20 protein-coding genes are annotated in these 22,818 nt (G+C 77.3%); 11 read left to right on the plus strand and 9 right to left on the minus strand.

All coding sequences use genetic code 11. The features are described from left to right. Window positions 1–19 precede the first annotated feature (19 nt). Window positions 20–1,273 carry an MFS transporter gene (locus QNH85_RS19410; protein WP_282949044.1) on the minus strand — a complete coding sequence of 418 codons (1,254 nt, stop codon included), beginning with the start codon at window positions 1,271–1,273 and terminating at the stop codon, window positions 20–22. 141 nt (window positions 1,274–1,414) lie between these two features. Between QNH85_RS19410 and QNH85_RS19415 the strand changes: the two genes are divergently transcribed. Next, a complete protein-coding gene (locus QNH85_RS19415) occupies window positions 1,415–2,161 on the plus strand; it encodes a ferritin-like fold-containing protein (protein WP_282949046.1) in 747 nt (248 codons plus the stop codon). Between the two features lie 75 nt (window positions 2,162–2,236). Here QNH85_RS19415 and QNH85_RS19420 read toward each other — a convergent pair whose 3' ends face one another. Continuing rightward, a complete protein-coding gene (locus QNH85_RS19420; RefSeq protein ID WP_146840067.1) occupies window positions 2,237–2,461 on the minus strand; it encodes a DUF3107 domain-containing protein in 225 nt (74 codons plus the stop codon). A 42-nt stretch (window positions 2,462–2,503) separates the two neighbouring features. Next, entirely contained in the window at window positions 2,504–3,223 is a 720-nt protein-coding gene (locus tag QNH85_RS19425) for a TetR/AcrR family transcriptional regulator (RefSeq protein ID WP_282949047.1), read from the minus strand. A 110-nt stretch (window positions 3,224–3,333) separates the two neighbouring features. Here QNH85_RS19425 and QNH85_RS19430 point away from each other — a divergent pair, with 110 nt between their 5' ends. Both QNH85_RS19430 and QNH85_RS19435 read left to right on the plus strand, forming a co-directional pair. After that, window positions 3,334–6,693, plus strand: coding sequence for an ATP-dependent helicase (locus tag QNH85_RS19430; protein WP_282949049.1), 3,360 nt, complete (start codon window positions 3,334–3,336; stop codon window positions 6,691–6,693). Beyond that, complete coding sequence (locus tag QNH85_RS19435; protein WP_282949051.1) at window positions 6,690–10,271, plus strand: ATP-dependent helicase; 3,582 nt, start codon at window positions 6,690–6,692, stop codon at window positions 10,269–10,271. The genes QNH85_RS19430 and QNH85_RS19435 overlap by 4 nt, the downstream gene beginning before the upstream one ends. A 100-nt stretch (window positions 10,272–10,371) precedes the next feature. Here the strand turns inward: QNH85_RS19435 and QNH85_RS19440 are convergent, their stop codons facing one another. Further along, window positions 10,372–11,307 (minus strand): phosphotransferase, encoded by a 936-nt coding sequence (locus QNH85_RS19440; RefSeq protein ID WP_282949053.1) that lies wholly within the window; start codon window positions 11,305–11,307, stop codon window positions 10,372–10,374. A gap of 125 nt (window positions 11,308–11,432) precedes the next feature. Here QNH85_RS19440 and nudC point away from each other — a divergent pair, with 125 nt between their 5' ends. Then, window positions 11,433–12,680 (plus strand): NAD(+) diphosphatase, encoded by a 1,248-nt coding sequence (gene nudC / locus QNH85_RS19445; protein ID WP_346016351.1) that lies wholly within the window; start codon window positions 11,433–11,435, stop codon window positions 12,678–12,680. Between the two features lie 27 nt (window positions 12,681–12,707). On the opposite strand, the gene QNH85_RS19450 is transcribed toward nudC, so the two are convergent. Continuing rightward, window positions 12,708–12,974, minus strand: coding sequence for a mycoredoxin (locus QNH85_RS19450; protein ID WP_213280997.1), 267 nt, complete (start codon window positions 12,972–12,974; stop codon window positions 12,708–12,710). Window positions 12,975–13,179: 205 nt separating this feature from the next. On the opposite strand from QNH85_RS19450, the gene QNH85_RS19455 reads away from it, so the two are divergent. From QNH85_RS19455 to QNH85_RS19465, 3 genes are all read left to right on the plus strand, one after another. After that, complete coding sequence (locus tag QNH85_RS19455) at window positions 13,180–15,222, plus strand: ATP-dependent helicase (protein ID WP_282949055.1); 2,043 nt, start codon at window positions 13,180–13,182, stop codon at window positions 15,220–15,222. A gap of 252 nt (window positions 15,223–15,474) precedes the next feature. Then, window positions 15,475–15,675, plus strand: a complete 201-nt coding sequence (locus tag QNH85_RS19460; protein WP_282949057.1) for a hypothetical protein — start codon at window positions 15,475–15,477, stop codon at window positions 15,673–15,675. 139 nt (window positions 15,676–15,814) lie between these two features. Next, entirely contained in the window at window positions 15,815–16,162 is a 348-nt protein-coding gene (locus QNH85_RS19465) for a WhiB family transcriptional regulator (RefSeq protein WP_213281000.1), read from the plus strand. Window positions 16,163–16,168: 6 nt separating this feature from the next. Here QNH85_RS19465 and QNH85_RS19470 read toward each other — a convergent pair whose 3' ends face one another. Then, complete coding sequence (locus tag QNH85_RS19470) at window positions 16,169–17,173, minus strand: thiamine biosynthesis protein ThiF (RefSeq protein WP_282949059.1); 1,005 nt, start codon at window positions 17,171–17,173, stop codon at window positions 16,169–16,171. Window positions 17,174–17,257: 84 nt separating this feature from the next. After that, entirely contained in the window at window positions 17,258–17,416 is a 159-nt protein-coding gene (locus QNH85_RS19475) for a DUF5679 domain-containing protein (protein ID WP_146844118.1), read from the minus strand. Window positions 17,417–17,722: 306 nt separating this feature from the next. Here QNH85_RS19475 and QNH85_RS19480 point away from each other — a divergent pair, with 306 nt between their 5' ends. Beyond that, on the plus strand, window positions 17,723–18,307 hold the full coding sequence (locus QNH85_RS19480) for a YgjP-like metallopeptidase domain-containing protein (protein WP_282949069.1): 585 nt from the start codon (window positions 17,723–17,725) through the stop codon (window positions 18,305–18,307). A gap of 93 nt (window positions 18,308–18,400) precedes the next feature. Further along, a complete protein-coding gene (locus tag QNH85_RS19485; protein ID WP_282949064.1) occupies window positions 18,401–19,441 on the plus strand; it encodes a PDDEXK nuclease domain-containing protein in 1,041 nt (346 codons plus the stop codon). A gap of 6 nt (window positions 19,442–19,447) precedes the next feature. Here QNH85_RS19485 and QNH85_RS19490 read toward each other — a convergent pair whose 3' ends face one another. Further along, window positions 19,448–20,881 carry a zinc-dependent metalloprotease gene (locus tag QNH85_RS19490; protein WP_282949066.1) on the minus strand — a complete coding sequence of 478 codons (1,434 nt, stop codon included), beginning with the start codon at window positions 20,879–20,881 and terminating at the stop codon, window positions 19,448–19,450. Between the two features lie 126 nt (window positions 20,882–21,007). Between QNH85_RS19490 and QNH85_RS19495 the strand changes: the two genes are divergently transcribed. Then, window positions 21,008–22,216: a YlbL family protein gene (locus QNH85_RS19495; protein WP_282949067.1), complete on the plus strand. Its 1,209-nt coding sequence runs from the start codon at window positions 21,008–21,010 to the stop codon at window positions 22,214–22,216. Between the two features lie 55 nt (window positions 22,217–22,271). Here QNH85_RS19495 and QNH85_RS19500 read toward each other — a convergent pair whose 3' ends face one another. Beyond that, a complete protein-coding gene (locus tag QNH85_RS19500) occupies window positions 22,272–22,649 on the minus strand; it encodes a PPA1309 family protein (protein ID WP_346016352.1) in 378 nt (125 codons plus the stop codon). On the opposite strand from QNH85_RS19500, the gene QNH85_RS19975 reads away from it, so the two are divergent. Then, window positions 22,620–22,818, plus strand: a 199-nt coding sequence (locus QNH85_RS19975) for a UPF0182 family protein (protein ID WP_346016353.1), incomplete at its 3' end; no start/stop codon positions are given. The two genes, QNH85_RS19500 and QNH85_RS19975, sit on opposite strands and share 30 nt — an antisense overlap.

The raw sequence follows: 22,818 nt of genomic DNA on the forward strand, positions 1-22,818 counted from the left end.
GCGGCGGGGTGGGCGGGCCCTACGCGGCGGGCACGGTCGCGGGTGCCGCGGCGTCCGTCGCCACCTGCGCGGCGTGCACCGCCGCCGTCAGCCGCCGCTGCTGCGTGGCCGCGAGGGTCAGCGCGAGCACGGTGGCGCACACCGTCACGGCGAACGCGGCGCGGTGCCCCGACAGGTCGGCGAGCCGCCCGGCGACGCTCGAGCCGAGCGCGTACCCGACGCCCGTCGCGCTCGCCAGGGCGGTCATCGCGGCCCCGGTCCGACCGGCGGGGACCACGCGCTCGCCCAGCGAGAAGACGCCGATCATGTACGGCGCGATGGCGAACCCGAGCACCGCGACGGCCGCCGTCAGGGCGGGGAGCGTGCCGACCAGCAGCAGCGGCCACGACAGGGCGACCATCGCGGCGGCCGCCACCAGGACCCGCCGCTCGTGCCCGATCCGCGCGGGGATGAACGCCGTGCCGATGCCCGCGGCGGCGCTGCCGACTCCGAGCACGGCGTGGATGAGGCCGGCCAGCCCGGGCTGCCCGGCCTGGGTGGCGAGCACCGTGGTGCCCGTCTGGGTCGCGCCGAACAGCACGCCGACGGCGGACTGCGCGACGATCAGCACCGCGAACGCCGGCGTGACCAGACGCCCCGTGGGCCGGACGTGGGGGCCCGTGGCGGTGCGCCGGGCGGTCGGGTGCAGGGCGAACGCCGTGCCGAACACCGCGAGCAGCGCGGCCGCCGTGACCAGCGCGCCGGCGGGGGACAGCGCCACGGCGACGACGCCGACGAGCGCCGGGCCGATCGCGAACGAGGCCTCGTCGACGGCGCCCTCGTAGGAGAACGCGGCGTCCACCAGGCGGCGCTGCTCGGCGCCGGTGCCGGCGGTGATGGGCCGCCAGCGCACCCGGGCGAGCGGCCCGACCTGCGGCATCGCGAGACCGGTGACGGCGGAGACGGCCACCAGCGCGGCGCCGCCGGCGTCCTGCTGGGCCAGCACGGTGAGGAGCGCGAGGGACGCGGCTCCCGCGAGGGACTGCACCAGCACCACGGGACGCTGCCCGTACCGGTCGGCGAGGCCACCGGCGACGGGCGCCCCGACGGCGTTCGCGACGGCGAGCGCGCCCGCGGCCAGGCCGCCGAGCCCGTAGGTACCGGTCGCGGTCGAGACGAGGAGCAGGGCGCCGAGCTGGGCCATCGCCATGGGCAGGCGGCCCAGGAAGGCGACGAGGACGTACGCGGGGCCGGCCAGGCGGAACAGGCGCCCGTAGGCGTTCAGGGCGGACACGAGAGGGACCCTCCGGGTGTGCGAGGCGGAGCGACGCGCCTCCCCGCCTCCAGGTCGCGTCCGGGTCCCTGTGCTGACGACCATGCTAGCCGGGCGCCGCGCGGGACGGTCCGTGCGGTGCCGCGGCGCTACGATCGGCGGATGACCGAGGCCGCTCCCGACGCCCAGCCGCGCACCCCGACCGTCGACGCCGCCGCCGACACCGTCGAGCTGCTGGGGCTGGTCGCCCACCTCCAGCACGTCGCGTTCGGCCGGCTCGCCGAGGACGCGCGCGTGGCCCCCACCACCGCCCAGCAGCTCGAGCTGAGCCGGCTCGCCGCGGCGGCCGTCGACCGCCGGGACCGCGTCCTGGCGCGCGTCGTCGAGCTCGGCGGGGACGCCGACCGGAGCCTCGGTGCCTACGCGCGGCTCATGGAGGACTTCGACTCCCGCACGCAGCCGAGCACCTGGTGGGAGCGCCTGCTGCGGTCGTACGTGACCGACGGCGTGTCCGACGACTTCTGCCGGATCGCCGCCGCCACCGTGGACGAGCGGTCCCGCACCCTGCTGCTCGAGGTCCTGGACGACGCGGCGCACGAGGACCTCGCGGTCGGCGAGCTCGAGGCGGCGGGCGCGCAGGACGAGGTGCTCGTGTCCCGGCTCGCCCTGTGGGGCCGGCGGCTCGTCGGCGAGGCGCTCGGCGTCGTCCAGCAGGCGATGTCCGCGCACCCCGGTCTCGGGCGCCTGGTCGTCCGGCGGGGCGAGGCGGAGGCCGGTGCCGTGGCCGCGGAGCAGACGACGGCCGGGGGCGAGACCCCCCAGGCGGATCCCGCGGCCGCCGGCAAGCTCTTCGGCGAGCTGACGGCGGAGCACACGCGGCGGATGTCCCGCCTCGGCCTCACGGCCTGACGCGTCGGCCGCGCAGACGACGACGCCCCGCACCGGTCCGGTGCGGGGCGTCGCTGCGTCGGGGGTGCGGCAGGCTCAGATCGCGCCGAAGCCGACCCGGCCCTTCGACTCCGTGCCGATCTCGACGTAGCCGATCGACGCCGACGGGACGACGACGCGCCGCCCGCGGGTGTCGACCAGCTCGAGGACCGGCTTGCCGGTCAGGGCCGCGGTGACGGCGGCGGTGACCTCGTCGGCGGTCTGGTCCGACTCGATCACCAGCTCGCGCGGCAGGTTCTGCACACCGATCGTGATGTCCACGCTTCGTCGTCTCCTCGCTCGTCCGGCTCGTGCCCGGTCATCCTAGGCCGGGCGCGCGCCCGCAGGTCCGCCCAGGGGGCCGCGTTCGCCCTCGGCCGACTCGGCGGGCTCGTCCGGCTCGTCCTGACGGGGGACGAAGTCCGCCACGCCGCCCCACGCCAGCCGGGCGACCAGCCCGGCGGTGTCCCGGGCGGGCTCGGTGCGCGGGGTGCGGAGCCGGCGCGTCGCCGCGGCCTGGGCCATCGCCGCGACGGCAGGCGCGAGCACGGCCGACGTCTCCGCGGGGACGCCCCCGACGTCGGTCAGCACGGCCTGCAGGCGTCGCGTCACGGCCTCGGTCGCGCGCTCGACGCGGGCCCGCACCTCCAGGTCGTGCCGGACGTCCGACTCGAACAGCAGGGCGGAGGACTCCCCGGCGCCGTCCACGAAGTCCAGGTACGCGCGGACGACCCCGGTGACGATGGCGCGGGCGTCGTGCGGCCGGACCTCGCCCGGCGGGTGGGTCGCCACGGCGGCGTCCACCGCGGACAGCAGCTCGTCGCCGCGGGCGTCGACGACGGTCAGGTACAGGTCCAGCTTGGACGGGAAGTGCCGGTAGAGGACCGGCTTGCTCACCTCGGCGCGGTCCGCGATGTCGTCCATCGAGACGTGGTGGAAGCCCTCGGAGGTGAACAGCTCCTGGGCGATCCGGAGCACCTGCGCCCGGCGCAGCGCGCGAGGCATGCGCACCGGGCGTCCGCGGCCGGCGGGGGGCTGGTCCATCGGGCGATGATAGCCAGGGCGGGCCCCGGTCATCCGGCGGTCCGCGGGTGAGGACCGACGGCCGGTGGACCCGTCCGGCGATGTCGGTGCCGTGTGATGGGATCGCTGTCGTGAACCCGACCGCCACCGCCGCGCAGCCTGCCGGCGCGCTGCGCCTGGTGCGTCCCGCGCTGGCGGACGCGCCGGAGCTCGTGCGCCTGGGCGCGGACCAGCGCGCGGTCGTGGACCGGCTGGTCACGGGCACCGACCGGGCGCTGCTCGCGGTCGGCGCGGCGGGCACGGGCAAGACGCTGCTGGCGGTCGAGGCGGTCGCCGCGCTGCTGGGCGAGGACGAGGAGGCGTTGTTCCCCGCGCCGGACCGCCCGGCCCCGGACGAGGTGCTGGTGCTGGCGGCGTCCCGGCGCGCCGCCGCCGAGCTCCGGGACCGGATCGGTGCGCGCGTCCGCCGGACCACGGGGCAGGCGATGGTGCGGACCGCGGCGTCGGCGGCGTTCGCGGTGCTGCGCGCCCGCGCCGCGCTGGTGGGCGAGCCGCCGCCCACCCTCATCTCCGGGCCGGAGCAGGACCTGGCGCTCGCCGAGCTGCTGGCGGGGCACGCCGCCGGGGAGGGCGTGCCGCTGCGCTGGTCGGCCGGCGTCCCGGAGGAGGCGCTCACCCTGCGGTCGTTCCGCGGCGAGCTGCGCGACCTCATCATGCGGGCCTCGGAGCGCGGGCTGGCGCCGGAGGACCTCGCGCTGCTCGGCGAGCGGTACCACCGCCCGGAGTGGGTGTCCGCCGCCGTGCTCTACCAGGAGTACCTCGACGTCACGACGCTGCGGTCCGGCACGCCCGACGCGGGCGCGCGGCACGACCCGGCCGTGGTCGTCGAGGAGGCCGCGGAGGCGCTGCGGGCGTGGGACACGGAGCTCCCCGGGCACCCGCGCCCGCGGTGGCGCGTCGTGGTGGTGGACGACTACCAGGAGGCGACCGAGGCCACGGCCCGGCTCCTGCGCGTGCTCCAGGACCACGGCGCCCGCCTGCTGCTGCTCGCCGACCCGGACGCCGCCGTGCAGACGTTCCGCGGCGCGACGCCGGCGCTGGTCGGCCGGGCGGACGTGGCCGGTGACGGGCCGGGCGAGCTGGGGGCGACCCGCCTGGTGCTGGACGGCGTCCGGCGGCACGGGCCCGCGGTCCGGACGGTCGCGGCGCGGGTGGCCGAGCGGATCGCGGTCGTGGGGGGTGCGGCGCACCGTCGCGCGCTCCCCGTGGCGCACGACGTGGCGCCGCCGGTGGGCGTGCCCGCCGCCCGAGACCGTGACGCGGCATCGGGCGCCCCGGCCGACGTCGTGCGCGCGGCCGTGCTGCCCAGCGCGGCGCAGGAGGCCGCCTGGATCGCGCACGCCCTGCGCCGGGCGCACCTGGAGGACGGCACCCCGTGGGACCGGATGGCGGTGATCGCCCGGTCCGGCGCGCAGGTGACCGCGCTGCGTCGCTCGCTCGGGGCGGCCGAGGTGCCCGTCGCGGTGGTGGGCAGCGACGTCCCCCTGCGCGACGAGCCGGCCGTCCGGCCGCTGCTCGACGCCCTGCGCTGCGCCCTCGGGCCGGAGGCGGGCGGCGCCGAGCTGGACGCGGAGCTCGCCGCGCGGCTGTGCTGCTCGCCGCTGGGCGGGCTGGACGCGGTGAGCCTGCGCCGGCTGCGCCGCACCCTGCGTGCGGAGGAGGTCGCCGGCGGCGGCCGGCCGAGCGACGAGCTGCTGGTCGAGGTGCTCGCGGCGCCGTCGGCCGCGTCGGTGCTGCCCCCGGCCCTGCGCCGCGGGGTCGGCCGGCTGGCCACCGTGCTCGCGGAGGGCCGGGCCGCGGCGGCGGTGCCCGGGGCGGACGCCCAGACGGTGCTGTGGGCGCTGTGGGACGCGTCCGGGCTCGCGGAGCCGTGGCGCCGGTCCGCGCTCGCGGGCGGCCCCGGTGGGGCGCGCGCGGACCGCGACCTGGACGCCGTGCTCGCGCTGTTCCGCGCGGCGGAGACGTTCGTGGACCGCATGCCCCAGGCCCGCGCCGCGGCGTTCCTCGAGTGGGTCGAGGCCCAGGAGCTGCCGTCCGACACGATCGCGGCGCGCGCCCGCCGGGACGCGGTGTCCGTGCTGACGCCCGCGGGTGCCGCCGGCCGCGAGTGGGACGTCGTCGCGGTCGCCGGCGTGCAGGAGGGCGTGTGGCCCGACCTGCGGCTCCGCGACTCGCTGCTCGGCTCGCAGGCGCTGGTCGACGTGCTCGCCGGCCGCGGCGGGCCCCGGCACGCCGACGCCGAGGCGCAGGCGCACGCCCAGGCGCAGGCGGGTGCGGCGGCGCGGGCGGCGGTGCTCGCGGACGAGCTGCGGTCGTTCCACGTGGCCGTGTCCCGCGCCCGCCGCGTGCTGCTCGTCACCGCGGTGTCGGACGAGGACGACCAGCCGTCGCCGTTCCTGGACCTGGTGGAGCCGAACGACGAGGACGACGACCCCCGCCGGACGTCGTCGCCCGCGCCGCTCGACCTGCGCGGGCTGGTGGCGCAGCTCCGGGCGCGCGTCGAGCACACCGCCCGCCTGGGCGCCGCCGACCCCGCGGCCGCGGCCGTGCTGGCGCGCCTCGCCCGCGAGGGCGTCCCCGGCGCGGACCCGGCGGAGTGGCACGGCCTCGCGGACCCGTCGACCGACGAGCCGCTCTGGGGTCCCGGGGACCGCGTGCCGGTCTCGCCGTCGCGGGTCGAAACCGCGGGGACCTGCACCCTGCGGTGGGCGCTCGAGGCCGCCGGCGGGACGGCGCCCAGCAGCGCGCGGCAGTCGCTCGGCACGCTGGTGCACGCCCTCGCGCAGGCCTTCCCGCGCGGCGGCCGGGAGGAGCTGCTGGCCGAGCTGGACCGCCGCTGGCCGGAGCTCGGGCTCGGTCACGGCTGGCCCGCGACCCTGGAGCGCCGCCGCGCCGAGGCGATGGTCGGCCGGCTCGCCGACTACCTCGCGCAGGCGGGGGAGCCGCTGGCGATCGAGGCCCGGTTCGAGCTCGCCCTGGACCGGGCGGTCGTGCGCGGCAGCCTGGACCGCGTCGAGCGGGCGGGCGACGACGACCCGGCCGGCGGGACGCCCGTGCGCGTCGTCGACCTCAAGACCGGCCGCACCGCGCCGTCGGCGCAGGAGGCCACCACCAACCCGCAGCTGGGCGCCTACCAGCTCGCCGTCGACGCCGGGGCGGTCGAGGGGCTGCCCGCCGGGGCGCGGAGCGCGGGCGCGCAGCTCGTGTTCGTCTCCGACGTCAACAAGGCGAAGGCGGCGCTGCGGGAGCAGCCGGCGCTCGGGCCCGAGTCCCCGGACGCGCCGTCCTGGGCGCGCACCCACATCGAGGAGGTCGCGGAGCGGATGGCCGCCGCGGCGTTCCCCGCGACCGTCAACGCGCTGTGCGACCGGTGCCCCGTGCGCCGGTCCTGCCCGCTGCGGGACGAGGGCGGGCAGGTGGTGGCCGGATGACCGTGCCCGTCGTGCCCGTGGCCGCCACCGCGGTGCTGTCCGCCCAGGACATCGCCCGGCTGCTGCGTCGCGACCTCCCGACCGACGAGCAGGTCGCGGTCATCGAGTCGCCGCTGCGGCCCGCCCTGGTGGTCGCCGGCGCCGGGTCGGGCAAGACCGAGACGATGGCCGCCCGCGTCGTGTGGCTGCTCGCGAACGGGCTGGTCGCGCCGGAGGAGGTGCTCGGCCTCACGTTCACCCGCAAGGCGGCGGGCGAGCTCGCGGAGCGCGTCCGCCGCCGCCTGCGGCACCTCGCGCGGGCCGCGGCGGCCGAGGGCGTGCACCTGCCGGGCCTGACCGTGGCGGAGGACGCGTCCGACGGCGGCGCGGCGCTGCTCACCGTCGCCCGGCCGACGATCTCGACGTACAACGCCTACGCCGCGTCGCTGGTCGCCGACCACGGGCTGCGCCTCGGCGTCGAGCCCGCCGCGCGCCTGCTCGGCGAGGCCGCGCAGTGGCAGCTCGCGAGCGAGGTCGTCGAGTCCTGGACCGCCGACCTGGACTCCGCCGCCGCCGTGTCCACCGTCGTCGAGGCGGTGCTCACGCTGTCGGGCGCGCTCGACGAGCACCTGCTCGACCCGGACCGCGCGCGGCGCGGGATCGACGACATCGTCGACGCGATCGAGCAGACGCCCCCCGGCACGCCGCCGCGCGCCCCGTACGCGAAGGTCCGCGAGCTCGTGGGGTCCCTGCGGGAGCGGCAGCGGATGCTCGACCTCGTCGCGGCGTACCGGGACCGCAAGCGGGCGGTCGACGCCCTGGACTTCGGCGACCAGGTGGCGATCGCCGCGCGCCTGGCGCGGGACGTCCCCGAGGTGGCTGCGGGCGAGCGGGCCCGGTTCCGGGTCGTGCTGCTCGACGAGTACCAGGACACCTCCTACGCGCAGCTCGTCCTGCTGTCGGCGCTGTTCGGCGCGGGGCACCCCGTCACGGCCGTGGGCGACCCGCACCAGTCCATCTACGGCTGGCGCGGGGCCAGCGCGGGCGGCCTCGAGCGGTTCCCGACGGACTTCCCGGACGTCGCCGAGGACGGCGACCGGCGGCCGGCCGCCGTCTACGCGCTGTCCACGTCCTGGCGCAACGACGTGGCCGTGCTGGACGCCGCGAACCACGTCGCCGCCCCGCTGCGCCGCGCCGACCGGGCGAAGGTCGCGCTGCCCACGCTCGCCGCCCGCCCCGGCGCCGGGCGGGGCGACGTCGTCGCGCACCTCGCCCCCACGTTGGAGGAGGAGGCGCAGGCCGTCGCGGACTTCGTCGCCGCGCGGTGGCGTCCCGAGGGCGGCCCCGGTGTCGCGGGCGGCGCGCCGGCGCCCGGCGGGGCACGCGTGACCGCCGCCGTGCTCTGCCGCAAGCGCGCGCAGTTCCCCGTGCTGCACCGCGCCCTGCGCGCGGCCGGCCTCCCGGTCGAGGTCGTCGGGCTCGGCGGTCTGCTCGCCACGCCGGAGGTGGTCGACGTCGTGGCGCTCCTGCAGGCGGCGCACGACCCGTCGCGCGGCGACGCGCTCATGCGCCTGCTCACGGGTGCGCGCACCCGCCTCGGCGCCGCGGACCTGCACGCCCTCGCCGACTGGTCCGCGCACCTCGCGCAGGGGCTGGACCGGCGCGCGGCGGCCGCCGCCGCGCGGGAGCGGGCCGCGGGGACGGTCGCCGGCGCCGGCTCGACGAACGCCGCCGCGACAGGCGATGCCCCGATGAGCGTCGCCCCGATGAGCGTCGCCCCGATGAGCGCCGCCGCGACGGGCGATGCCGCGACGAGCGCCGCCGCGACGGGCGAGGCAGCGATGGCCGACCCGGTGGCTGCCCCGGTCGTCGCCGACGTCGTGGACGAGCGCAGCATCGTCGACGCCGTGGACGCCCCGCCCCCGCCCGGCTGGACCAGCCCCTCCGGGCGCCGGCTGACCGACGCCGGCCTCGCGCGCGTGGTCGAGGTCGGCGAGGTGCTGCGCGCGATCCGCCAGCACACCTACCTGTCCCTGCCGGAGCTCGTCGCGCACGCCGAGCGGCTGTGGGGGCTCGACATCGAGGTCGCCGCCCGCCCCGGGCTGGCCCCGGGTCGCGCCCGCGCGCACCTGGACGCCTTCCGCGAGGTCGCGGTGCGGTACTCCGACGCGACGGACGACCCGACGCTCGGCGGCTTCCTCGCGTGGCTGGAGTCCGCCGACGCCCACGAGCACGGCCTCGACATGCCCGTCGCGGAGCCCGACCCCGACGCCGTCCAGCTCATCACCGTGCACGCCGCCAAGGGCCTCGAGTGGGACGTCGTCGCGGTCGCCGGGCTCGTGGACGGCGGGCTGCCCGCGACCCGGACCCAGGGCAAGGACGGCCCGACCGACTCGGCGTGGCTGACCGGGCTCGGCGAGCTGCCCTACCCGCTGCGCGGGGACCGGCACGACCTGCCGCAGCTCGAGGTGGCGGGCGCCGCCGAACCCAAGGACCTGGAGGAGCGGCGCAAGCAGTTCCTCCGGGACGCCGGCGACCACCAGGTGGCCGAGGAGCGCCGGCTCGCGTACGTGGCGTTCACCCGGGCGCGCTCGGCGCTGCTCCTGACCGGTGCGTGGTGGGGGGACGGCAGCCGCATCCGGCCGCCGTCGCTGTTCCTCACCGAGGTGGTGGAGGCGGGGCTCGCGCGCGTCGAGACCTGGGCGCTGGAGCCCGAGGACGGCGTGGAGAACCCGCGCACCCAGGAGCAGGCCTCCGCGATGTGGCCGGTCGACCCGTTCGCCGGTGCGGGGGACGCGACGCCGTCCCGCCGGCCGGCGGTGGAGGCGGCCGCGGCCGCCGTGCGGGCCGCGCTCGCCGTGGAGGACGCCCCCCGGGTCGCGACGGCGTGGGACCGGACGGTCGACCTGCTGCTCGCGGAGCGGGAGGCGGAGTCGCGGCCCCGCTCGGAGGTCGAGCTGCCGGCGCACCTGTCCGCGTCGGCGGTGGTGCGTCTGGCTGCCGACGCCGGCGAGTTCGCCCGCGCGCTCCGCCGGCCCGTGCCGAACCGCCCGTCGCCGCAGGCGCGTCGCGGGACGCAGTTCCACGCGTGGGTCGAGGGCTTCTACGGGGCGCCCACGCTCGTGGACATCGAGGACCTGCCCGGCGCGGACGACGACTCCGTGACCGTCGACGCCGACGAGGCGGCCCTGCGCGCCGCGTTCCTCGCCACGCCCTGGGCCTCGCTCGTGCCGACGGCCGTCGAGGTCGACGTCGAGACGACGGTCGCCGGCTACGTGCTCCGCTCGCGGATCGACGCCGTGTTCCCCGACCCGGACCGGCCGGGTGTGCCCGGGGCCGTCGTGGTCGTGGACTGGAAGACGGGCGCGCCGCCGTCCGACCCGGCGGCGACCGCGGTGCGGGAGCTCCAGCTGGCTGTGTACCGGCTCGCGTGGTCCCGGTGGACCGGCACGCCGCTGGACCGGGTCGGCGCGGCGTTCTGCTACGTCGGCGCGGGGCGGACCGTGCGTCCCGAGCGGTTGCTCGAGGCCGACGAGATCGAGCGGCTGCTGCTGGCGGCGACCGCTGAGCCCGGGGCCCGGCCCGGCGGGCGCGACTGACCGGAGCGGGGCCAGGCGTGAGCGGACCCGAGAGGCCGGCGGGTGCGGGAACCGCTGCAGCCGGCGGTGCTCAGCCCGTCGGCGCCGGGACCCGCGTGGCTCAGACCGGCGTGGCGCCCGGCTCGGCGACGTCGCGGGTCTGCTCGTCGAGCTCGTCGAGCATCTGCACGGCGTCCGCGACCACCTCGTCGTCGCCCGACCGCACCCCGTACAGGAGCCAGCGGGCCAGGGCGAGCTCGCCGGCGAGCAGCGCGCGGTCGGCGAGGTGCCGGTCCGTGAGCTCCGTGCGACGCAGCTGGTAGGCCTCCATGATCGAGTCGACGGCGTCCTGCGGTGCGGCGACCAGCAGCCACGCGAGGTCGTCCGCGGGGTCGGCGACCTTGGCGTCGCCCCAGGCGACCATGCCGGTCACGGCGCCCTCGGCGACCAGCACGTGGTCGGCGGACAGGTCGCCGTGCACCACGGTCGGGCTGAACTTCCACAGGGAGACGTCCTCGAGCCGCTCCTCCCAGCGCCGCAGGAGCGTCGCGGGCACCCGGCCCGTGCGCGCGGCCTCGTCCACCTCGGCCTGGCGGCGCTGGCGGTACGCGGCGGCGTCGTACACCGGCAGGCCGGCGTCCTCGACCACGGCCACCGGGAGCTCGTGCAGCGCGGCGATCGACCGCCCGAGGGACGCCGCGACCCCGGGGCCGGGCGCCAGGTGCTCGAGCGCGACGGGCCGGCCGGGCAGCTCGCGGTGCACGACCACGCGCCCGCCCTCCTCCAGCGGCGCCGCTCCGGCGACCCGCGGCACGTCGAACGGCAGCCGCCCGGCGTCGACCTGCTCGGCCAGCGACGCCAGCAGCACCAGCTCGGCCTCCAGGGCGGCCCCGGCGGCGGCGGTGCGCGGCGCGCGCACCACCCAGTGCCCGCGCTGGCCGTCGGTCACCAGGGCGACGTCGTCGTCCCCCGCGCTCGCGCCCGGGCGCACCTCACGGGCGTCGAAGCCGGGGACGGCGACGGTCGCGAGGGCGGCGAGGGCGAGGGGTGAACGCACCGTCCCAGGGTAGGACCCGCACACGCCGAGGGCCGTCCGCCGCCCCGCTGGGCGTGTCACGTCCGCGGGCGTCCGGGCGTCGGCCGCCGACTGCGACCGGGCCGCGCGGCGCGTACGGTGGCGACGTGTTCGCCTCCGACCTCCCTCTGTCGCGGACGGTCACGGACCGGGCCGCGGACCTCCGCGGTGACGAGAACCTGCTGGCCGCGCTGCTCGACGACGACACCACCCGGGTCCTGCTGGTCTCCGGCGGGCGGGTGGTCACCCGCTCCCGGAACGGCCGCCGCCGCGGCCTGGCCCTGTACTCGCCCCAGGAGGCCGCGCTGCGCGCGCCGACGGGGTCGCTCGAGGAGCGCTGGGCGTTCCTCGGCTACGACGACGCCGACCAGGTCCCGGGCGTCGCGCCCACGGAGACCCGGCCCGGCGGCCCGGCGTACGTCGCGCACCACGTACCCGAGGGCGCGACGGCCGCGCTGCCTGCGGGCGACGACTGGACGCCGCTCCGCGAGGTCGGCAACGACCTGTCGGCCCGCGACGTCGGGCTCGCGACCGCCGCGGTCGCGCTGTTCGAGTGGCACGTCCGCAACCCGCGCTGCCCGCGCTGCGGTGCCGCGACGACGCCGGTGTCGAGCGGCTGGGTCCGCCGGTGCCCGGTCGACGGCTCGGACCACTACCCCCGCACGGACCCCGCGGTGATCATGGCCGTGGTCGACGACGACGACCGGCTGCTGCTCGCGAACTCCGCGGCGTGGCCGCAGCACCGGTTCTCGACCCTCGCCGGCTTCGTCGAGCCGGGGGAGTCCGTGGAGCACGCCATCCGCCGCGAGGTCCGCGAGGAGTCGGCGGTCGTCGTGGGCGAGGTCGAGTACCGGGGCAGCCAGCCGTGGCCGTTCCCCGCCTCGCTGATGCTCGGGTTCCGGGCCCGGGCGCTGTCCACCGACATCACCGTCGACGGCGTCGAGCTGCGCGCCGCGCGGTGGTTCGACCGCGACACGCTGCGGGCCGAGGTCGCGAGCGGGGCGGTGGTGCTGCCGCCGGGGACCTCGATCGCCCGCGCGCTCATCGAGGACTGGTTCGGCGAGCCGCTGCCGAGCGACCCGCTGCGGGACGGCTGGAGCCGCGGTGCCGTGCCGCCCGAGGGGACGCCGTCGTCGGACGGGTCGGTCACGGGACGCGCTGCCGCGACGCCCGCGGCGGCCGAGCCGGCCGCAGCCGAGCCCGACCAAGCCGGGGCGGCCGCAGCCCAGCCGGCCGCAGCCGAGCCCGACCGGACCGCGGCGGTCGCGTCCGTGGAGGCCCCGGGACGGACCCGGCGGCAGGGGCGCCGCGCCGCGCCCGGCCCCGTCGACGAGGGCCCGCCCGGCACGCGCTGAGCGGCGCGGGCGAGCCCCGGCGGCGCGTCAGGCGCCGAGGCGCTCGCGGACCTGGACGAGGGACGGGTTCGTCGCCGCGGACCCGTCCGGGAACAGCACGGTCGGCACGGTCTGGTTGCCGCCGTTGACCTGCTCGACGAACGCCGCGGCGTCGGGCTGCTGCTCGATGTCGACCTCGGTGTACGCGATGCCCGCGGAGTCGAGCTGCGTCTTCAGGCGCCGGCAGTAGCCGCACCAGGTGGTCGAGTACATCGTCACGGTGCCCGTGGCGGGCAGGTCCTGCGTGGTCGTCATCGTCTGCCTTCTGGCTCGGTGGGTCGTGCGGTCGTGCGGTCGTGCTCGTGCACCGGGGTGAACGCCCGGGCGCCGCAGGATCATCCCCCTCGCGCGGCCCCGGCGTGCGCGACCGGTCACAGTGCGGGACGTCGTGCCGGGTGCTCGCCCGGCCGCCTGGGGACGACGGTCACGGGTGTCGGTGCGGGGTGCGAGGATCGGGGCGATGCCTTCCGCCGACGCCCTTCTCGACGCCCTGGACCCGGACCAGCGGGAGGTCGCGCGCGCCCTCACCGGGCCGGTCTGCGTCCTGGCGGGGGCCGGCACCGGCAAGACGCGCGCGATCACCCACCGCATCGCGTACGGGGTCCAGTCCGGCGTGTACGCGCCGACCAGCGTGCTCGCCGTGACGTTCACCGCGCGCGCCGCGGGCGAGATGCGCACCCGGCTCCGCGACCTCGGCGTCCCGGGCGTGCAGGCCCGGACGTTCCACTCCGCGGCGCTGCGGCAGCTGCGGTACTTCTGGCCGAAGGTCGTCGGCGGTCCCGTGCCGGAGGTGCTCGCGCAGAAGGCGCCCGTCGTCGCCGACGCCTGCCACCGCCTCGGCCTGTCCGTCGACCGCGTGTCGGTCCGCGACCTGGCGTCCGAGATCGAGTGGGCCAAGGTCTCGCGGATCACCTCGGAGGACTACGTCCGCGCGGCCGCCGCCGCGGACCGGCCCGCGCCCGCCGGCCACGACCACCACGCCGTCGCCCGCCTCATCACCGCGTACGAGGACGCCAAGGACGCCCGTGGCGTGATGGACATGGAGGACATCCTGTGGCTGCTGGCCGGGATGCTCATCGAGAACGGCGCCGTGGCCGACGAGGTGCGCGGCCAGTACCGCCGGTTCGTGGTCGACGAGTACCAGGACATCTCCCCGCTGCAGAAGTTCCTGCTCGAGCAGTGGCTCGGCGGCCGCGACGAGCTGTGCGTGGTCGGCGACCCGAGCCAGACCATCTACTCGTTCGCCGGCGCGACGCCGCACTACCTCACGCGGTTCACGGCCGAGCACCCGAAGGCGCAGGTCGTGCGGCTGGTCCGCGACTACCGGTCCACGCCGCAGGTGGTGGGGCTGGCGAACGAGGTGCTGCGCCGGGCGCCGAAGGACCGCGCGGCCCGGTGGGAGCCGCTCGAGCTCGTCGCCCAGCGGCCGTCCGGCGGGCCGGTGCGGTTCGCGGTGTACGACGACGACGAGGCGGAGGCCGCGGGCGTCGCCACCCGGATCGGGCGGCTCGTCGCCGCGGGCACCCGGCCCAGCGAGATCGCGGTGCTGTACCGGACGAACTCGCAGTCGGAGGCGTTCGAGCAGGCGCTCGCGGGCATCGGCATCGGCTACGTCCTGCGCGGCGGCGAGCGGTTCTTCGCCCGCAAGGAGGTCCGGGACGCGATCGTCCGGCTGCGTGGCGCCGCCGTCGCCGCCGACGCGGACGCACCGATGCAGGAGACGGTGCGGGACGCGCTGCGCTCCGCGGGCTGGACGGACGAGCCGCCGGCCGCGCGCGGTGCGGCACGCGAGCGATGGGACTCGATGAACGCGCTCGTGGCGCTCGGGGACGACGTCGCCGCCGCCGCCGAGCGGGCGGGGAAGCGGGCCACCGTGTCGGACCTCGTCGCCGAGCTGGACGAGCGCGCCGCGGCGCAGCACGCGCCGACGGTCGAGGGCGTCACGCTCGCGTCCCTGCACGCCGCCAAGGGCCTGGAGTGGGACGCGGTGTTCCTCACGGGGTTGAGCGAGGGTCTGGTGCCGTGGGCCTCCGCGGACACCGCCGCCGACATCGCCGAGGAGCGCCGCCTGCTCTACGTCGGCATCACCCGCGCGCGGCAGCACCTGGAGCTGTCCTACGGCCGCTCCCGCACGCCGGGCGGGCGCGCCACCCGTCGCCGGTCCCGGTTCCTCGACGGGCTGTGGCCCCAGGAGGGTCGGGCGCGGTTCGGCGACGGCCGCCCCCGCGCGGTCCCGCGGCTCACGGGCGAGGTCGACGCCGAGCTGCTGTCCGCCCTGCAGTCCTGGCGGGCGGACCTCGCCCGGCGGACGTCCAAGCCGACGTACACGGTGCTCGGCGACGCGACGCTGTCCGCGATCGCCGAGCTCCGCCCCGCGAGCGTCCCCGAGCTCGCGCGGGTGCAGGGCATCGGTCCCGCGAAGATCGACCGGTACGGACCCGAGCTCCTCGCCCTCGTCGCGGGCCACCGCCCGGCGGCTGCGGGGGAGGCAGCAGCGGGCTGAGCCCGGCGCACCGGCCCCCGTCCGGTGTGACGCGGGTCCCACGGCCGCTGAGCGCGCGCTGAACGGCACCTGTGGTGCGGCCCCGGCGCCGCCCGTCCCGGGCCGCGATGAGCCGTGGCAGAAACTCGTCGGAACTTTCTCGGTTATTCGGTTGTGCGGCCCGTCCGGGCACCTCTACGGTGAACGAGTCCTGATGGAAGACCACGCTGCGCCAGCAGCCGGTCGGCGACACGAAGAAGGAGGTGGGCAGCTGTGAAGAACATGAAGAACGGGATCTCCGTGATCGCGTCGCCGTTCACCGCACCCACCACCGGCGTGTTCCAGGGGACCACTGCGCCCTCTGCCGTCCGTGGCCTCGGGATCACCCCGGGCTTCGGCGGCGCCGCCACCCGGCTGCGCGCACGCGATCTCACGGTCGCCCCCGACTCCGTCCCAGGAGGACCGGTCATCTGAGTCGATGACCGATCTCTTCCAGGCCGCGGAGTCCACCGGATCCCGCGGCCCTCGTCATTTCCGCCCTTGATGCAAGGGGGGAGCGAGGACGCGGATCCACCGCCACCTCGCTCAACCCGCAAGTCATCAGGAGGACATCGTGCGGCTCACGACGCTGCTCGACACGGTCAACCAGGGCGGTTCCGGCCCCTGGCCACCCGCCGAGACGACCGCCGTCGCCGACGTGCAGTTCGACGCGCTGGTCGCCGGCCTCATCCCGTGCCGCTCGAACGACCCGGAGCTCTGGTTCGCCGAGCGCACGGCCGAGGTCGAGCGCGCCAAGGCGCTCTGCCGCACCTGCCCGCTCCTCGAGGGCTGCCTCGCCGGGGCGGTCGAGCGGCAGGAGCCGTGGGGCGTGTGGGGCGGGGAGGTCTTCGTCGGAGGTCAGGTCGTCGCCGTCAAGCGCGGCCGCGGCCGGCCCCGCAAGGACGCCAGCCCGGCGGCCTGACACGGCTCACGTCACGAGGGCGGCGCACCCGCAGTCCGGGTGCGCCGCCCACCGGCGCAACCGGGGCTCCGCCTCGGGCAGGGGGATCTCGTACTGGGCCCCGAGCGTGCGGGGCGCGTGACCGTCGAGGTGCGCGAGCACCTCGGCCGCGGCGAGGGCGCCGGCCACCGCGGCGAGGACGGAACTGGGCCCCGTCACGGCGGGCCTTCCCGGACGGTCGCGGGCGGTCAGCTGCGCGAGCAGCACCGGCCACGCGGGGTCCAGGGCCGCCCGGTGCAGGTCGACGCACCGGACGCACGGCAGGGGTGCCCCGGCCGGTGAGTGCGCCACCGGGACCACGAACGGTCCGACGGCCGCGTCCGCCTCCCGCACGACGACGGGCAGGTGCGCGACGTCGGCCCCCAGCAGATCCAGAGCCGTGCCGGGGTCCGTGGCGCCTGCCGCGACGGTGACGACCACGTCGGGCGACGCCTGACCGGGCCGGCGTACCCGCAGGGACGGCGCGAGCGCGCGGACCAGCTCCGTCACCACCTGGTCCCGGCGCAGCCCCACGTGGCCCGCGGTCACGCCGCCACCCACGTCACCGGGCCGCACCGCACGGGGGTCGTCCAGCAGGAGCGCCCCGACACCGGACGCCGCGAGGGCCGTGGCCACCGCGACGCCGACGCGGTCCAGCCCGGCGATCGCGACGGTGGCGCCCGCGCGTCGGCGCAGCACGTCCACCCCGTCGCCCTCGCGGGACGTCAGGTCGGCGGCCAGGAGCTCGGGGGCCAGCCGCGCGGCGACGCGCGGCGGGCGGGCGCGCGGGGAGCGCACCAGGCCGGCGGCCGCCAGCCCGTCGAGCACCGGGCGCGGCAGCGACGCGTCGAGAGCGCGGTCACCCGCGGCGAGCAGGCGCTCGGCCTGGTCCGGGGTCAGGCCCCGGATCCGCACCGCCCAGCGGGGATCCGTCCCGACCTGCACCTCGTCCGCGGCGCGTCGCAGCACGCGGAGCCCTCGCTTGAGCTGCACGGCGTCCCACCCCCGTCCCGTCGACGGTCACCACGGTGGCACGTCGGACGGGGGCGGGACCCGTCGTCCACAGGACGGGTCTCGTCAGGCCTTGCCGAGGATGCGGTTCAGCTTGGTGCCGCAGACGGGGCAGACGGCCTTCGCCATCCGACGTCCCGACTCGGAGACGACGACGTCACCCTCGGCCTGGCGCTTCTCCTTGCACTTCACGCAGTAGAACTCGCCGGCGTAGGTCTCGGCCATGTCTGTCTCCTCAGGTGCTGGTGGGTGCCGCCGCGTCCCGGCGACCGGCCCAGTATCCACGCCGGGCGCCGGGCTCGGGAGGGTTCTGCCGCACGTCGGCGGAGAAGTTCACCGTGTTCAGGGGCGTGAACCGCTACCGTGCAGGGCGTGCAGCCGTCGAGGGAGCACCACCCGGCGCCGGGAGACCCGGCCCCCTCCCGCGCGCCCTCCGCCGCGACGGGCCCGCGTCCCTCCGGCGCCCCCGCCACCGTGCCGGCGCGTGCGGCCGGCCCCCGGGACGACGACGGGTGGACGGTCGACCCGCGCCTGGGCCCGGTCGAGGTCCGCCGATCGCGTCGCCGGTCCCGGACCGTCACCGCGTACCGCGAGGGCGGCCGCACGGTCGTCGCGATCCCCGCGCGCTTCACCCGCGCGCAGGAGCGGGAGTGGGTCCGGCGGATGCTCGACCGGCTCGCGACCCAGGAGCAGCGCCGCCGCCCCTCCGACGACCAGCTGGTGCGGCGCGCCGCCGAGCTCTCGTCGCGCTACCTCGGCGGCCGGGCCGTCCCGTCCAGCGTCCGGTGGTCCGGCAACCAGGGCCGCCGCTGGGGCTCCTGCACGGTCGGTGACGGCAGCATCCGCATCTCGGACCGCCTGCGCGGCATGCCGTCGTGGGTCACCGACTACGTCCTGCTGCACGAGCTGGCGCACCTCCTGCACGCGGGCCACGGCCCGGAGTTCTGGGCCGAGCTCGAGGCGTACCCGCGCACCGAGCGGGCCCGCGGGTTCCTCGAGGGCTACTCGTTCGCGGAGCGGGCCCCGGGGGAGGACCCGGTCGACGGGACCGGCGCGGACGACGTGGCCGGGGTCGACGAGGACACCGAGGCGGTCGAGGTCGACGAGGACCGCTGAGCGCGGTTGTCGCGGAGGAGCCGCCGCTGAGTGGTCCCCTGCTGAGTGTCGCAGCGGCACCGGGTGGTGCCGGGCGCCGGACAGGATGACCCGATGGAGACGCACGGGGACGCGCCGGTCGAGCCGGCCGGCTACGGGGACCTGCTCGAGCAGCTGAAGGCGCGGGTGCGCAGTGCGCAGCTCCGGGCGGTGCGGGCCGCGAACACCGAGGTGCTGCGGCTCTACTGGTCGATCGGGAGCGACATCCTCGAGCGCCAGCGGACGGCTGGCTGGGGCGGCAAGGTCGTCGACCGGCTGGCCGCTGACCTGCGACGCGAGTTCCCGGAGATGCGGGGGTGGTCGCGGTCGAACCTCATGTACATGCGACGCGCGGCCGCCGTCTGGCCGAGCGAACCGGAGTTCGTCCAACAGCCTGTTGGACGACTGCCGTGGGGTCACGTCACCGTCCTCCTGGACCGTCTTCCCACTCGCGAGGACCGGGACTGGTACGCCGCCCGCGCCGCGGATCAGGGCTGGTCGCGCGCCGTGCTGGAGCACCACATCGGTGGCGACCTCCGCGGGGCCGTCGGCTCCGCGCCCACGAACTTCGACCAGGTGCTCGACCCGGCGGACTCGGACCTCGCGCGTCAGCTGGTGAAGGACCCGTACGTCTTCGAGCACCTCGCGCTGGTGAGGACGAGTCGTGAGCGCGACGTCGAGCAGGCGCTGATGGACCGGCTGCAGGACACGCTGATGGAGCTGGGCCGGGGGATGTCCCTGGTGGGGCGTCAGCTCCGGCTGCAGCTGGGTGATGGCGACGAGTTCGTGATCGACCTGCTGCTCTTCCACGTCGAGCAGCTCAGGTACGTCGTCGTCGAGCTCAAGGTCGGCCCGTTCACCCCGGCGCACCTCGGGCAGCTCGGCGCGTACGTCGCGGCCGTCGACGGCGAGCTGCGAAGGCCTGCGGTGCACGCGCCGACGGTCGGCATCCTGCTCTGCACGGGCAAGGGCGGCGCGGCCGTCCGGTACGCGCTGGCGTCGACCGCGGCGCCGGTGGCGGTCGCCGACTACCAGGGGTTGCCGGAGGACGCCCGCGCGGCCCTGCCGTCCGCCGACGAGCTGCAGGCGGTGGTCGACGCCGAGCTCAGGCGCTGACCGGCGTCAGCCCCGGGCGGGACCGTCGTCGTCGGTGCCCGGGGCGGGGGGCGTGCCGTCGTCGTCGCCGAGGATCTCGGCCAGCGCCTTGTCGAGGTCCGCGTGCTCGCCCTCCGCTGCCGCGCGGCGCGCGGCGTACCCGGCGGGGTCGTCGAGGTCCTCGGCCGTCGGCAGCAGGTCCGGGTGGTCCCAGACCGCGTCGCGCGCCTCGGGGCCCTGCTCCCGCGCGATCCGCGCCCAGAGGGCGGCCGCGTCGCGGGACCGCCGCGGCCGCAGCTCCAGGCCGACGAGCGTCGCGAACGTCTGCTCGGCGGGCCCGCCCGCGGCACGGCGGCGGCGGATCATCTCGCGCAGCGCGACGCTGTGCGGCAGGTGCGGGAGGGCGGCGGTCGCCGTGACCTCGTCGACCCACCCCTCGACGAGCGCCAGCGCCGTCTCCAGGCGGACGAGCACCGCCCGCTGCTCCGGCGTGTTCTGCGGGGCGAACACCCCGGACGACAGTGCGCCCTGCAGTGCGCTCGGGTCCGTGGGGTCGATGGAGCGCACGGACTCCTCGAGGCTCTCGACGTCGATGGTGATGCCGCGGGCGTACGCGTCGACGGCCGCGAGCAGGTGCCCGCGCAGCCACGTGACGTGCGTGAACAGGCGGGCGTGCGCCGCCTCGCGCAGCGCGAGGAACAGCCGCACCTCCTCCAGCGGGACGTCGAGCCCCTCGGCGAAGTCGGCGACGTTGCGCGGCACGAGCGCGGTCGCGGGCTCGGCGACGAGCGGCAGGCCCGCGTCGGTCAGGCCGAACGCCTCGCGGGACAGGGAGCCCGCGGCCTGACCGACCTGCATGCCGAACACGAGGGCGCCGAGCTGCCGCATCATCGCCGCCGGGTCCAGCCCGCCGGCCCCGAGACCGGCGGGGAGCTCCATGCTCTCCGGCAGCTGGTCCGCGAGCGTCGCGGCCAGCGCGGTCGACATGGACGTCGCGACCGGCTCGGTGAGCGTGCGCCACGTCGGCAGCGTCTGCTCGACCCACTCGGAGCGGGACAGCGCCCGCACGTGGCCGCCCGCCGGGGGCAGGTCGGTCGCGGCGTCGAGCCACAGCTCGGCGACGCCCAGCGCCTCGGTGGACTGCCGGACCTCGGCCGGGCTGAGCGACGGGTCACCCCCGGTGACGGCGACCTGCCGGGCGTAGTCGTGCGCCACGTCCCAGTTGACGGGCCCGTCGCCGCTCGCGGAGAGCATCCGCTGCACCTGGGCGATGACCTGGTTCACCAGGGCCGGGTCGTCGGGCAGGCCGGACGCCTTGGCCATCTCGGCGGGGTCCAGGCCCTGCTCGCGCATCTGGCGCAGGGCCTCGTCGGCCTCGTCGCCGAACATCTGCCGCAGCATCTGCTCCCAGGCGGAGGCGCCGGAGGGGTCGCCCGGCTGGCGCTGGTCGTCGGTGCTCATCGAAGACTCCCGAGGCTCGTCGAGGTGCCACCGTAACCACAGGTGGCTGCGGGTCCACCAGGCCGCGGGCGGCGGTTCGCTGAGGGCGCACGGGTCCCGCACGGGCGGGTGCGGCATGATCGTCCGGTGCACGCCCAGCCCGACCTCCCGCAGGACCCGTCCGCCGCCCCCCGGCCCGGCGCGGCGCCCGACGTCGCGCCCGGGACGGCGGACCCGGCTCCCGACGTCGCGCCCGGCGCGGCCTCGGACGGGGACCGCCGCGCCGAGCCGGTGACCCGGCGCGCGGCGCTCCTGTCCGGCGGCATGCTGCTCGCGGCGGTGCTGCTCGTCGTGCTGCTGCTCATGCCCGTGCCGTACGCGGTGTACTCGCCCGGGCCGACGCTCGACACGCTCGGTTCGCACGACGACACGGACCTCATCAGCATCGAGGGCGCGGAGACGTTCGACTCGACCGGCGAGCTGCGGCTCACCACGGTGTCGACGACGGGCGGCCCGGGCTACCCGTCGAGCGTGCTCGGCGTCCTGGCCGGCTGGGTCGACCCGTCCCGCCAGGTCCTGCCGGTCGAGGCGGTGTTCCCGCAGGACGCGACCCAGGAGCAGCTCGACGAGCAGACCCAGGCGCAGATGGTGTCCTCCCAGGAGAACGCGACCGTCGCGGCGCTCGAGGAGCTCGGGTACACGGTGCCGGTCACCCTGACGGTGCACGACGCGGTCGAGGGCACCGGCGCGGTCGGCGTCGTGGAGGCCGGGGACGTGCTGCTCACCTTCGACGGCACGCCGCTGACCTCGTACGGCCAGCTCATCGACCTGCTCGACGAGACCGAGCCCGGCAGCCCCGTCACCCTCGGCGTGCAGCGCGACGGGACCGAGCTCGACCTCGACCTCGTCACGGGCGAGCGCGAGGACGGCGGCAGCCAGCTCGGGGTCTACATCGACCCGACGTTCGACCCGCCGGTCGACGTCAGCATCCAGATCGAGGAGATCGGCGGCTCCAGCGCCGGCACGATGTTCGCGCTCGGGATCATCGACCGGCTGACGCCGGAGGACGAGGCCGCGGGCCAGGTCATCGCCGGCACCGGCACGATGGACCTGGACGGCGCGGTCGGGCCGATCGGCGGGATCCGCCAGAAGATGGCCGGCGCGGTGCGGGACGGCGCCGACTGGTTCCTGGCGCCGGCGCGCAACTGCGGCGACGTCGTCGGCCACGTGCCCGACGGCCTCCAGGTCGTCAAGGTGTCGACGCTGCACGAGGCCCGGGAGGCCGTCGAGGCGATCGGCGCCGGAACCGCGGACGACCTGCCGACGTGCACGGCGGCGGACGTCACCACGGGCTGAGCAGTCAGGGGCTGAGCACTCGCGAGCTCTCAGGGGCCGAGCGCCGGCCGGCGGCTCAGGCGAACGTCGCCCGCAGCGCGTCCAGCAGCCCCGGGACCACGTCCGGCCCCTGGCCGACGGCCTCGTCACGGTCGGCCGCGCGCTGCCGGACGGCGCACCACGAGGTGCCGTCGCGCAGCACCCCGACCGCGAGCCGCACGTCCTGCCGCTGCGGGTGCGCGAGCAGCGCGTCGAGCGCGGCGGCCGGGTCCTGCGGCAGGTCCTCCTCGGCCTCCGGCGGCAGCACGATGCGCTCGACGGTCAGCGCCGCCCCGTCGACGCCGTCGGGCCACGCGATCGCGCCGAGCAGGCCCTCGAGGTCGTCGCTCGGCGGGAGCCCCTCCTGCTCGACCGAGGTCAGGTGGTGCGGGTCGGCGGACGCGGCGGCGAGCACGTCAGGCGGCAGCTGGCCGGCCAGGCCGCGCTCGACGCGGAGCCCGCCCTCGGCGTCGGGCTCATGGTCGTCGGCGCGGTCGTCATCGGCGGCATCTACCCGGCGGTCGTCCAGCGGTTCCAGGTCAACCCGAACCAGCAGGACGCGGAGGCCGAGTACATCCAACGGA

Origin of the sequence: Cellulomonas endometrii, assembly GCF_949769265.1 — a bacterium.
In the GTDB taxonomy this organism is placed as follows: Bacteria; Actinomycetota; Actinomycetes; order Actinomycetales; family Cellulomonadaceae; genus Cellulomonas; species Cellulomonas endometrii.